Raw genomic sequence first — 12,231 nt, forward strand, 5'->3', positions numbered from 1 at the left:
ACATTTTGGGGTCTTATATTTTTCACTCCTTTCAAGTCAGTTATATCATACCTCATCTTTTCGATAAATGCTATAGTCAAAAAAAGACTGTCAAGAATTCTACCCCCTTATCTATTTTGGTCAGTAGCTTTGTACATCTTAAATAATTTGGGGGAACTCCAAAAATTTGATTTACTGTCATTACTCAGAGATATCCTGACAGGCTCAGTGATGCCTCCCTATTACTTCATCGTTGTGATTGTTCAATGCTACGGTTGGTGGTGGCTGCTAGTGAAATTAAGAGTTTTAGAAGCCAGAAAAGTTTTGGTCTTAGGCTTAACAATTCAAACAATTTTTTCAATATTCTTCTACTTAACCGCTCTCAAATACATATCAATACCTCTACCTTTGATGGAACGCTGGATTTTCAGTTGGATTTTGCCATTTTCAACTGGTCTATTTTTGGGCAGCTCGTATGACCGAATTCAACCCGTTCTCGAACAAAAAAAAAAGCCAATTTTAGTGGCAACTATCCTTTTTTATCTAGCTAGCATTTGGGAATATTACCTAATAAGTGAAGTGAATTCAGAGGGATGGTTTCTTCGCTCGTTTTTTAAAATATCTGCTCAAGGATACGCAATTTGGTTCGTATTATCGATCCTCGCATTTTCTAAGAGTATCGCACTTCCCACTAGAGTATCTGGGTTAGTCAAAATATTGGCGGCTTACTCATTCCCTATATATCTCCTGGATTCGACAGTAGTAAAATATGTCTTGTTAGTGTTTTATAAGTTTAGTGACCAGGTAAATCCGCTGCTGAAGCTCGGCTTTTTAGTGACAGGCACTTTGTTCGGTTGTTGGGCGATTATTTACCTGTTGCAGAAAGTTATGCCCCAAAAATACAGCCTGTACATTCTGGGAATTTAATCGGATTGTGTGTTTCAGCGGATGTCTTCATAAAACTGCTTGAGATACCTCGCAGGAACGCCAAAACCCCACAAAAAACCAATCGAAAGATAGATCGCAATTGCTTTAACTTCGCCCCAATTGGCAACTCGACGAGCGCTACTTTCCACTACTCGATTGACTAACTTAAGTCTCCCCCGTCGCACTAACTTCAAACACAAATCCGCTTCCTCCATAATAGGCAGCGCGGCATCGAAACCGGCGCATTCCCAAAAATCGGTACGGCGACAAAAAATAACTTGGTCGCCAAACAGCAGGCGCAACCCTTTGAGAAATAAATGAGGTCGAAATAACAGCGGCGCGTAATAAGTTTTCAGGTAATTGTGGAGGGAAAAACCCCATTTTGTTTGCTGCGAACCAGCCATCAGGGAGATAAACCCGCCGCCTGAAATTTCGGCATCGGACAATGTTTTCTGGATGACTGCTATAATGTCGTCGGGAACTAAAGTATCGGCGTGGAGAAAGCACAGAATTTCACCGGTAGCGACTTGAGCACCTAAGTTCATTTGCAGGGATCGTCCGGCTATACTGCTAGAAATAACGCGGATGCCGGCGGAAAGTGCGATCGCCGCTGTGTCGTCTTGACTACCGCCGTCTACCACCAACACTTCCCAAGCCGGAGGATTGAGGATGCTGAGTTGGCGGAGCGTGCGTTCCAGACAAGTCGCTTCGTTGAGGGCGGGGATGATAATAGAAACGCGATCCATCTGGTTGAAATTTATGCCAAAAGTATTATACTAAAACATTGTGACGATTCCCAACTAACGAGAAAATAGAACTTAGGCGCGCGGATTCAGAAACCCGGTGTGTCCCTGCGAACTCGTCACGAAACCTCGGATTTTTCACAGAAACCGGGTTTGTTGGCGTCATTCCTATAAAATCAGGCAAAAGTGCAATCGCCCTCTATATTTCCCACTAATCAGGACTGAGAAAATCGTGCAGAAAACTGAAGTAAAAAATGATTTAGAATTTTATGAGGAAAATGCCGATAATTGGTGGGACAAAAATGCTAAAATTTATGCCTTATACCATCTCAACAAACCCAGATTTGAGTTTTTCGACAGACACGCGACTAATTGGCGAGGGCTGAAAACCTTAGATGTCGGGTGCGGCGGCGGCTTTTCTTGCGAGTTTATGGCCGAGAGAGGTGCTATTGTTTCTGGAATAGATCGATCGGACAAATGTATTGTAGCAGCTCAAAATCACGCAGTTACCAGCGGTTTCGAGATTGACTACAGGCAAGGTTTTGCCGAAAATATGCCCTACGCGGACAATACCTTCGATGTGGTAATTTGCGTGGATGTTTTAGAACACGTTGCAGATTACAAACAAGTTGTGTCAGAGGTTCACAGAATTCTCAAGCCCGGAGGAATGTTCTTTTTCGATACCATCAACAGAACTTTTTCCTCGCAAGTGGTGATGATTGGCCTGATGGAAAATATTTTGCAAGAAATTAGGCGGGGGGTTCACGATTGGGAAAAGTTTATTACCCCGGAGGAACTGTCTGCGGTAATGCGAGATACGGGTTTTGGGAATATTGAAATTAAAGGTTTTGATATGTTTGGAGAAATGGGTTCTGTTTTAGCCCAGATGCACGGTTTTTGGGTGAATTTTACAGGCGGAAAGCAGTTGTTTCCTTCCGGGGCAGTTTTCAAACAAGCGGCTCAACTTTTAACAGTTAATTTCGCTAACTATATTGATTACAAAAAGTCTGGGTTGTTTAAAATCCAAATCAATGAGGATACGTCGATTATGTATGTTGGCGTTGGGGCGAAGAATTAGTCAGTTAATTGTTAACTGTTGTCATTTGGGGCGAGTTGGAGACGGATTTTTGCGATCAACAAATCCGGCTAAAACCCGCCTCTATTGCATTTTTGAGGGTACGCAGGCCCCGGTACACCTTATCCTGTGGAGTGCAATACACATATTCCGTGGGGACACGGTACGACGCCGTATCATTACTGTATTGCGGGCAATTGAGAATTGCTATCTTGGCGATCACACGACAAACCTAAGCCTGGGCAGAGGGATACTTAGTATCGATCGAATTTTAAGGTATTGCTCGCCCCAACTCCTCAAATAGCGATCGAGCAAGCATATATACTTAAATGTTAGGGCAAACACAGGGACACTGCCCCTACCGATTCACAATTTATCAAGAATTATGCCAGCAAGTTTTCTCCCAAAATCGATCGCACAACTCACAGAATCTACCTCAATTGCCTTAGCCCAAAGCATTCAATGGGAGGCAATTACAACTCCCCTATCTTCTGGGCCAATTGCCACAACCTACGTGCGCCAAGGCAGCGGCAACACACCGATTTTGCTACTTCACGGCTTCGACAGTTCCTTGTTTGAATTCCGCCGCCTGTTGCCGCTGCTGGCTGCCGAAAATGAAACTTGGGCGGTTGATTTGTTGGGTTTTGGCTTTACAGAAAGAGCGGCAGGTTTGACATTCAGCGCGAGGGCAATTGAAAGTCACCTTTACTATTTTTGGAAAACGCTAATTTCGCAGCCTGTAATCTTAGTTGGCGCATCAATGGGAGGTGCAGCAGCAATTGATTTTACTCTCTATTATCCCGAAGCTGTGAAACAATTAGTATTAATAGATAGCGCAGGTTTTGCCATCAGTTCTAATAAGGGAAAGTTTTTAATTCCTCCTTTAGGATATCTAGCAACTTCATTTTTACGCAATCCAAAAATTCGCCAGCGAATTAGCGTCAATGCTTATTTCGATAAAAATTTTGCTTCTCAAGACGCTCAAACTTGTGCTGCTTTGCACTTGGAAATGCCCAACTGGAATCAAGCTTTAATTGCGTTTACTAAAAGCGGCGGTTACGGAGGTTTTGGGGAAAAATTATCGCAAATTCAGCAGCAGACGCTGATTTTGTGGGGAAAACAAGACCGGATTTTGGGGACGGCGGATGCGGAAAAGTTTGCAAGGGCGATCGCAAATTCTCAACTAATTTGGATACCCGACTGCGGGCACGTTCCCCACTTAGAAAAGCCACAGACTACCGCGCAGCATATTTTAGAATTCATCACAAAAAGCGGACTCACGCAAAAAAATTAAACCTAGGGTGCGCTGTGGCGCACCTTACATATATGTTTTCACTTGCAAATTTGGTATAGTTTGAGGTCAAATAGACAGGTTTCAAACTTTCGGCAAATACTTTTGTACTATCGTCCATCCTGTGAGTAAAACAGTCACAAATCCCCCAAACAAGGCCAAATTAGTACCGATGTGGAGGGGACGCGCCCAAGGATGTTTAGGGCCAATTTGCAGCCCGCTTCCAACAGAAACTAACACCAAAACCACAACAGCTAACCCCGCCGGTAAATGAGCCGAGTGACCCAAATTGCCGTAGGATCCTAGCGTACCGACTACACCAATTCCCAGCAGTAAAATTACCAAAGTCGCCATCCCCGCACCAGTGGCTAAATGAAAGGGACGCAGCCATTTTGGGCGCGGTTGTTTCGTACTCCTAGCGGCAAACATCCACGTTCCAGTAACGGCTAGCAACAGGTAAGCCAACAGCGAAACACCCATTGACCAAGCCGCTATTTTCCACAACAACAAGAAAGAAGGCAGATTCATCGGTTGCGTCCCTAATTAGGATTTTCCACAAAAGGTTTCTTTCCGATTTTACCTGGACTTGAAAGCAAAAATAAATTAGTTTGAGAGAAAGTGCGATCGGACTATCCACAGATTGCATCAGTCTTACCTTGAAGTTAAACCCACTTTCTCCCATACTCCGCTTAATTTACGCTAGAGATTTGTGGCTAACCTTTTTAGGAGCCACCTTCCCATTCTAGCTGGCTGGTTTTGCTCTCCATGAAAGGCATTTTATAAAACCCTAATTTTTGTTCTAAGATTAATCGGAAAAAAGGCAGACCTTCAATCAAATATCTTTTCCACAACCTTCTCGGTTCACTTAACAGTCGGTACGCCCATTCTATACCGACTTCGCTCATCCATTTGGGAGCTCTTGCTTTGCAACCAGCTTCGAAATCAATGGTTGCACCTACGGCTAAGAAAATTTTGACGTGTGTTAATTTGCTCCTGTATTTCACCAGCCACTTCTCTTGCTTGGGCGCTCCCACTCCTATGGCAAGAACTGTAGCCCCTGATTTATTTATCTCGTCAATTATTTTTTCACATTCTTCTTCATTTTTTTCAAAGCCAAAAGAAGGAGAAAGTGCTTCAACCACTATTTCTCTACCAATTTTTTGGTTAATTTTTTCCTGGGCTTTCCTAGCAATACCTTCAGCAGCTCCTAGCAAAAATATTTTAATCTTCTCGTTATCTTTGTGATACATATAAAATGCAGGGAACAAATCCGAACCAGAAATTTTTTCTTTGAGAGGAGTACCCAAAAACTTGGAGGCATACATCAATATTTGACTGTCGCAGACTCTATAAGTAGATGTATTGTAAGCTTCATAGAAGTCGCGGTCATACTGCAACTTAATCAAGTGGTCTACATTGGGTGTAAATACGACACCACCTTCGCAGTCGAGTTTTTCAAACAACTCTGTGATTGACAAGTTATCTATCGAGACATTCAATAAATTAACTGTTTTCATTTATGATGCCCTTCCCGCTTTATATTAAACTACAACTCAAACTATTATAACCCACCATTTTGTATTTTCACTACTTGGGCGCTTCAGTGAACTTAATTTCTTAAGTATATCCCCATACACCCTACCTGTCCAGTCAGGATTTTTAAAGATTGTGTAAAGAATCAGCTCGTTTTAGTAAAAAGTATATTAAGCCCATTTTTGTTTACAAATCGCAACACACTTTTAATAAAAAACCCATGCCGTGCTAATAGTTGAAGCATTGCAAATTCAGGCAAAAAAAATTTGAATTTTATTTTAATCGAATGACAAATATATCGCCACTTCAGAACTTGATTTAATGCAAAAATGGTAAATTTTTAGTTGCTGTATTCAGCGACTGCAAGATATTTTCAAGCTTGAAGTGAAGCCGCGCATTCCTGAAAATCATCCTGATTTTTGGTGAACCAGCGACTGTCTTCTGGGTGGCGAACTGGTTTTCTTTGCCTTAAGACTTTCTGGAGCTTTTAATACCAGACCCGATATTCCTCCAGCAATGAGCGCAAAAATTGGGTTAGTCATAGCGTTCAAAACACAGTCAAACACGTACATCGTTAAGGCTACTCCCAGGGCGGCAGCGGGCGCTACTTTGGGATTAGACCAGGTTCTGGCGGGATATTTGAACACGGAAAAGACGATAACAGGAAGTAATAATGAAGAAAATAAACTAGCTAAACCGACTGCACCGTTGACTCCAAATGCAATAATCCATAAGCTGTCGGTGACCGAGATATCTTGACCGTACTGGTTGTACACGCGGTTTCCGCCGGAATCGCCCCAGCCAAAAAGAAATCTTTGCCGCGCTTTTTCCCCTAATATCTCTTCCATGTCAAATCTAAACTTCAGAGAGCTGGCTCGTTCTTCGCCAAATATTTGAGTGATGAAGTCAACCACGTCTTTGCTCGAAAATTGGCCGGATGCAGCTATGTACAGATAAAACACTATATATCCAATTATGAATAGCAGGGGCAAAGAGGTGCGAAACCACTTGGCAGAGAATAATACGATCAACGCGAATGCAAATAAACTGTAAGCGCCAGTAGAACGGCACAGGAAAAAAGCGATAGTTAATATAATTGCTAAAGTCTTGATGTTGCGACCCTGAAACTTTTTGAGCGTCCCAGTTTGCCAGAGCCAAACTCCGATTAAGGCGGCTGTCATCATCCACACGCCCACCATCAAACCGTGCTGCATAAATACTACGGGTCTCCACCCCCCCATACGCCTTGCTTGACCCCAGTCGTTAAAGGCATTGACGCCGTAAACGAGTTGGTGCGTCGTTGGGCCCTTAACCCCTTCAAATAAAGTAAAAGGAATGTAGGCCAACCCACCTGCAAAAATCCCGATCGCCAATTGTCGCAGCCCGTCTAAACTACCCACATACAAGCGTCCTAAAAAATAAGGCAGACCCCAAGTAACGATTTGGTTGACAGTCGGAGAAATCGGGCTGCCGCCATTAGTAACTTGTGAAACAATTGGACACAAACAGTAAATTACCATTGGCACGTCCAGCCAACCAGGCTTAAAAGAGGTGATGCGCGCAGTATCGTAGACTATAGTAGCCAGCAAAATGGCGTAGCAAGCTGCCGATATTTTGGTATACGCTGGCAATGAGGGGATGGGATAAGAAGCTTGCGGTAAAAATAGCCACGCTGCAACAAAACTTATAATTACCGCCCGCTGAGCCGGAAACCTCACAAACAGGTAAAAAACGACTGGAATAAAGCCGAACATAGCAACTGGGATTAATGCAACCATAGGTATTTTGGGGGAGTAAAATTGTAGAAAGACAACTCAATTTGCCCAATAAAAATTCTCGCTTAAACGATCGCGCAACCCTAATCTTTTAAATCAACCTCAATTTATATGTCTTGTTGGTTAATTGTGCTTGACGTTCCAAAGCAGCGTACAGTGCCGCCTCGAAGAGATTAGTTGCATCCTCCCAAGTATAATTTATCACCGTTTGTAAAGCAGTCTCGGACATTGCGGGCCATTCGGCATCAGACAAGTGACAAATCTGCTCGATCGCTTTTGCCATATCCTCTGGGTCTTCTGGCTTGACAAGTATGCCACCACCGCCAGCAAGTAGTTCCGGAGCCGCACCTGCTGGAGTGCCGATGACTGGAGTGCCACAAGCCATAGCTTGTAAAATTGGCAAGCCGAAGCCTTCGGAGCTGCTGGAAAATAGCCAAGAATCGCATTTGCTGTAAAATTCTTTTAGTTGGTCTTGAGTAGGTTCCTTACTATACTCAGTACCCTCATGCAAATGGGGAAGAGGACTATCGTGGCCGGAACCAAATGCAACTAAACGAAGGTTAGGAATTTTTTTAGCAGCTATAGAGAAAGCTTTCAGGCCAAGAAGATCGCAGCCTTTCCAAGGAGTTGTAGTATAGTACATCCCGACTGTGGGAACTAATTGCTTGCCACGCGGCTGCTTCACTCGCGACTGGGGGTCGTAAAACTGTTTGGTGTCCACCGTAGGAAGGACGAGAGATACAGACAAATCGCCGTATTCATTCCGAGCTATGTCAGCCAGCCACTGGGCCACAGCGATTTTGTGCATCGGCAGCCACCAAGTTGCCTCTACTCGACCTTTTGGGATGTAGTCAAAAGCCTCGTAGTGTTGGAGAAAATATACTTTCGCTCCTTTGCTGGGGGAGAGTTTTGCCACCCACTCGGCAGTTTCCCACCCAGTAGCCATGACAATATCGGCATCAGGTACGTCAAGGTCGGTAAGTGGACGGTAGGTTTCGAGAACTCGGCTCTCGACATCCACCATGTCAAAGTGAGACTTTTGTGTTTTGGGAGCCGACAGCCAACCCCTACCCCTCAGCAGCGATCGCAATTGTTGGAGCAAAGTCGGTTGAGGCAGAGGCATAGAGACGATAAATATTTTGTGTCCTCGCTTTTGCAGCAGTTCTGTGTAGATAGATAACACCCTCATGCCACCTATAAGACTCAGGGTAGGCAGGACAAAAGTAATTTTCATGAATAGATGCTGAAGATTGATACTGGTTAAAAATCCTCCTTAGCAAGTTGCCACTTACCAGCCTCTGTTTGGCTTTTCTGCGGGGTGCGGATCTGTGCTGGAGGCGATCGTAACTCGATAGTCGAGCCGATCTTACTTTGTCGTCAGGGACTTTTCCCAATTACAAATTGGGAGATGTTTGATAACAAGACAAGTTTAACCTGTAACGGAGCCAGCCTTAAAACCTCCGTTACACTCTTCTTCAGATTTTGGCAGGCAGATCAATTTATAACCACTATTCCCTCGTAGCTGCGGTCAGAACTCGTGTCGAGACTGCTGCGTAGAAAATAGGACACGGGCGATTTTATTTGTGGCAGAACCACCCCACCAAACGATATTGAGTTTCTCCCCAGCATCCGGAGCCGAAAACGCCCGTAGCGCCGAATTTCAAATGGCGGCGCGGCACTTAGCATTCAACCGGCAATTTTTCCTTTTCATAGTAGGGAGAAAAGGAATCTAGGTTAATCTGGCGCTGCTTAGATTTGTCTACAGCAACTTTCAATGCCGCTTCAAAATGAGCCGTGGCATCATCCCAAGTATAATTGTTCACCTTGCCATAGCCGGCTTCGGACATGGCTTGCCACTTGGAATTTGGCATCTGACAGATACGCTCTATGGCTTTTGCCATTTCTTCGGGATCTTCGGGTCTTACAAGTATGCCACTACCGCCGCTCAAAATTTCAGGAGCAGCGCCTGCTGGGGTACTGATGACGGGAGTGCGGCACGCCATCGCTTCGATAATAGGCAAGCCGAAGCCTTCTGAGCGGCTCGCCAGCAACCAGGCATCGCATTTGCTGTAATAGTCTTTGATTTTGTCTTGGTCGGGTTGAATTACATACTCGGCATTGGCCGGTAGGGGCAATTCCGAGGATGGGGCCTCTGTACCGAAGGCAACCAGACGCAGGTTGGGGATCTTTTCTGCAGCTAGGGAAAAAGCTTTGAGGGCGATGTCGGTTCCTTTCCAGTAGATTGTAGAGTACATTAGGCCAACTGTAGGAACCGATTGTTTGTTGCGAGGACAGGCGTAAAATTGCTTGGTGTCCACGGTAGGAGGAGCTAAGGAAACCTCGCGATCGCCATATTTAGTCCGAGCTAGCTCAACTAACCACTCAGAGATCGTAATTTTGTGCATGGGCAGCATCCAGGTTGCTTCTACTCTTCCTTGAGGTAGATAGTCAAAAATTTCGTGGTGCTGGATAAAATAAGCTTTTGCTCCTTTGCTAGGAGAGAGTTTGGCTACCCACTCGGCGGTTTCCCACCAGGTGGCAACTACTACGTCAGCGTCAGGTACATCTTTGTCTTCTACGGGGCGGTAGCGATCAATAATTTTGTGTTCTACACCTAAGTTATCGAAAAATGAGGGTTCCTTTTCAGGTGGGGAAATCCAACCCCTTCCCCGCAGCAGCGACTTGACTTGCTGGCGCATACTCGGTTGGGGGTGGGGTACAGAGATGACGAACACGGAGTGTCCTCGCTTTCTCAAAAGTTCTGCGAAAATAGATATTACTCGTATTCCACCAGTCAGAGACAGAGTAGGAAGAACAAAGGTGATTTTCATTTTTAAGTCCCGCTGAAGACTTTGACTCTCATTCGGCACTGTTACCAACGCTGATGTTAGAGCCCAAAAGGAAAGAGGGGCGGGTGAATATTAATTACCGCTTTCCTAGTGTTTACATAGAATCAAACCGACCGACTGTTCGCAACACCCCAGTATCTATCTGTCAAAACTTCACTGTCGTTGCACTGATAGTAACGATTGATGTGAGCGCGAAACAGTTCCCATAGGGATAATTTGCAGGTAAACGAAATTTCATCCTAAAGATAGATACCTCATAAAATAAAACCTTTTTTCGCTACAAACACCAAGCTAGACAACACCATCTGTTCAACATAACATAATTTACTAGCCCAGAGATAGGCATATACGGGAAACCGAATATCATCCAAATTGCAAGGGGGAGATAAAGGTAGCATTAGCAACAATATTCAGTAGAGTTACATACCCTTTGGCAAAAAAATATACTCATTAAAGCAGGTAATTCTTACCTTGAGAATGTAGATTGCCTTTCCCTCTAACAGAGCTAAACATCGATCGGTGGCTTGGATTTTTTGATAACTGTCCTGTCGATATGGCGGGACACAATATCCTATTTTGTCAAGATTATGAGATGGTGGTTTTCTCAGATACCTGCTGGGGCGCGATCGCGCGAATCACTGTCGTCGGCGTGCGAATGAGCAGAGAAAGCCGATTTTTTAAGCGCTCTCCCTTGCCATCAGTTGTCGTATGTTCCTAAAAAAACCTGGTTGATGCGTCCACTATTTGAAAAAATAAGTTTCCCAATCGTGCTACAAAAGATAGAATTTCACCGATATAAATTTAATTAGCTGCGTCAGTTTTAAATTTGTTAATAAAAGGCGATCGCATGAAAAAGTTCCCAAAAGAGACTGCCACTGCGGGGCAGAGTATATGTAGCGTTCCGCTCCAATTCCTCTCTAAGTAATTACCGTAACACAACTTCAGCAGCAAATTATCAAATGACCCTATAAAGATCAAAGGAATACTCAACATTGAGCGGCCTCTATCTTGCAAACCTTGACTCCTAAGCAGTAGCAGCAACTTCGTGGTATGTATCAAACGATTTCGCGTACAAAAAATTTCATGTTATGAAAGCATCATTTTTCCGGCGTTGGCAATCGCGGATGACAATCGGTGCGATCTTGGGGGTTGTGCCGCCGATGCTTGCAGCGATATTTTGGCCAGTTTTCATGCAGCTAAAATTATGCGATCGCAAGCAAAACAAAACCTAGAATTAAAAGCAGATGCCTTAACGGAAAGCATCTTCCGGTGGGAAGATATGAACGTTCGATTATTGCACAGCATCAGTCAACAACCCAGTACAATCAGCATGAATGCCAGCAAACACTTGTCGGTGCTAGTTGGCATCAACCGCAGCTACAGCCAGATATACCTTGCCGAAGCTGACAATTTAGAAAGGTACGTTGGTGAAAAATGGATTGGTTTCAAAGTCAGGGATACTGGAATTGGGATGAATGCACAGTAAATTGAGAGAGTATTTCAACCTTTTACGCAAGCAGACGAGTCTACTACTCGCAGGTACAGGGGTACGGGCTTGGGACTGGCAATCGCCCAGAAATTCTGTCAGATGATGGGGGGAGATATTAGTCGGTAGAGCGAGTTGGGAAAAGGATCAATTTTTACTGTAGAATTGCAGGCTATAGTCACTGAAAAAGCAGCTAGTTAAAGAGGATTTGCCAACCAATAGTTGCTAGGGCTAAATCTGCGATCGCGTGGCTGATATAACTCGACCAAAGCGAACCATAAGTCAGATAAGAGTGCGACCAAATTATCCCGGCGGCGAAGACAGCTAAGGAGCCTAAGAGCACAGCCTGCCAGTCGCTGTAAGCTGCTATTACAAAAATGTGGTGGAGCGTGAAAAATAGCGAACTCAGAAATATTGCTTTTGTGCCTGGTATGAGAATCTGGCACTTGTTGCAGACAAACCACCGCCAAGTAAATTCTTCAATCAGCGAGTTAACTATAGCAATCCTAAATGATTTTCTATATCTAGAGCAATCCTAAATGATTTTCTCTGTGTAAGTATATTGACGTATTT

General features: G+C 44.2%; 10 protein-coding genes and 1 pseudogene. 4 read left to right on the forward strand and 7 right to left on the reverse strand.

All coding sequences use genetic code 11. The annotated features are described in order from the left end of the window. The first annotated feature begins 63 nt into the window (after positions 1-63). Positions 64-906, forward strand: a complete 843-nt coding sequence (locus QUA40_RS25210) for an acyltransferase (protein ID WP_333130972.1) — start codon at positions 64-66, stop codon at positions 904-906. A gap of 14 nt (positions 907-920) precedes the next feature. Here QUA40_RS25210 and QUA40_RS25215 read toward each other — a convergent pair whose 3' ends face one another. Next, on the reverse strand, positions 921-1,652 hold the full coding sequence (locus QUA40_RS25215) for a TIGR04283 family arsenosugar biosynthesis glycosyltransferase (RefSeq protein ID WP_333130957.1): 732 nt from the start codon (positions 1,650-1,652) through the stop codon (positions 921-923). A 229-nt stretch (positions 1,653-1,881) separates the two neighbouring features. Here QUA40_RS25215 and ubiG point away from each other — a divergent pair, with 229 nt between their 5' ends. Together ubiG and QUA40_RS25225 are read left to right on the forward strand one after the other, a co-directional pair. Further along, entirely contained in the window at positions 1,882-2,727 is an 846-nt protein-coding gene (ubiG, locus tag QUA40_RS25220; protein WP_333130959.1) for a bifunctional 2-polyprenyl-6-hydroxyphenol methylase/3-demethylubiquinol 3-O-methyltransferase UbiG, read from the forward strand. A 382-nt stretch (positions 2,728-3,109) separates the two neighbouring features. Further along, entirely contained in the window at positions 3,110-4,018 is a 909-nt protein-coding gene (locus tag QUA40_RS25225) for an alpha/beta hydrolase (protein WP_333130961.1), read from the forward strand. Between the two features lie 81 nt (positions 4,019-4,099). On the opposite strand, the gene QUA40_RS25230 is transcribed toward QUA40_RS25225, so the two are convergent. From QUA40_RS25230 to QUA40_RS25250, 5 genes are all read right to left on the reverse strand, one after another. After that, the gene (locus QUA40_RS25230; protein WP_333130963.1) at positions 4,100-4,543 is read right to left on the reverse strand and encodes a DUF4079 domain-containing protein; all 444 of its coding nucleotides are present in this window, start codon (positions 4,541-4,543) and stop codon (positions 4,100-4,102) included. 194 nt (positions 4,544-4,737) lie between these two features. Then, positions 4,738-5,532, reverse strand: coding sequence for a WecB/TagA/CpsF family glycosyltransferase (locus tag QUA40_RS25235; protein WP_333130965.1), 795 nt, complete (start codon positions 5,530-5,532; stop codon positions 4,738-4,740). Between the two features lie 423 nt (positions 5,533-5,955). Then, positions 5,956-7,326 (reverse strand): O-antigen ligase domain-containing protein, encoded by a 1,371-nt coding sequence (locus QUA40_RS25240; protein ID WP_333130967.1) that lies wholly within the window; start codon positions 7,324-7,326, stop codon positions 5,956-5,958. Positions 7,327-7,414: 88 nt separating this feature from the next. After that, positions 7,415-8,557, reverse strand: coding sequence for a glycosyltransferase family 4 protein (locus tag QUA40_RS25245; RefSeq protein ID WP_333130968.1), 1,143 nt, complete (start codon positions 8,555-8,557; stop codon positions 7,415-7,417). A 445-nt stretch (positions 8,558-9,002) separates the two neighbouring features. Further along, a complete protein-coding gene (locus tag QUA40_RS25250) occupies positions 9,003-10,154 on the reverse strand; it encodes a glycosyltransferase family 4 protein (protein WP_333130970.1) in 1,152 nt (383 codons plus the stop codon). Between the two features lie 1,453 nt (positions 10,155-11,607). Between QUA40_RS25250 and QUA40_RS25255 the strand changes: the two are divergent. Then, positions 11,608-11,859, forward strand: a pseudogene (locus QUA40_RS25255) (ATP-binding protein); the annotation flags it as partial. Here QUA40_RS25255 and QUA40_RS25260 read toward each other — a convergent pair. Continuing rightward, positions 11,852-12,163: a CPBP family intramembrane glutamic endopeptidase gene (locus QUA40_RS25260; RefSeq protein WP_333130974.1), complete on the reverse strand. Its 312-nt coding sequence runs from the start codon at positions 12,161-12,163 to the stop codon at positions 11,852-11,854. The pseudogene QUA40_RS25255 and the gene QUA40_RS25260 sit on opposite strands and share 8 nt — an antisense overlap. Positions 12,164-12,231 lie beyond the last annotated feature (68 nt).

The sequence above is a fragment of the Microcoleus sp. Pol11C3 genome (assembly GCF_036701485.1).
In the GTDB taxonomy this organism is placed as follows: Bacteria; Cyanobacteriota; Cyanobacteriia; order Cyanobacteriales; family Microcoleaceae; genus Microcoleus.

What these genes read in the sequence shown, in the direction of transcription:
- QUA40_RS25215 (WP_333130957.1), bottom strand. Translation starts at nt 1,652, where the DNA reads ATGGATCGCGTTTCTATTATCATCCCCGCCCTCAACGAAGCGACTTGT.
- QUA40_RS25225 (WP_333130961.1), top strand. Translation starts at nt 3,110, where the DNA reads ATGCCAGCAAGTTTTCTCCCAAAATCGATCGCACAACTCACAGAATCT.
- QUA40_RS25230 (WP_333130963.1), bottom strand. Translation starts at nt 4,543, where the DNA reads ATGAATCTGCCTTCTTTCTTGTTGTTGTGGAAAATAGCGGCTTGGTCA.
- QUA40_RS25235 (WP_333130965.1), bottom strand. Translation starts at nt 5,532, where the DNA reads ATGAAAACAGTTAATTTATTGAATGTCTCGATAGATAACTTGTCAATC.
- QUA40_RS25240 (WP_333130967.1), bottom strand. Translation starts at nt 7,326, where the DNA reads ATGGTTGCATTAATCCCAGTTGCTATGTTCGGCTTTATTCCAGTCGTT.
- QUA40_RS25245 (WP_333130968.1), bottom strand. Translation starts at nt 8,557, where the DNA reads ATGAAAATTACTTTTGTCCTGCCTACCCTGAGTCTTATAGGTGGCATG.
- QUA40_RS25250 (WP_333130970.1), bottom strand. Translation starts at nt 10,154, where the DNA reads ATGAAAATCACCTTTGTTCTTCCTACTCTGTCTCTGACTGGTGGAATA.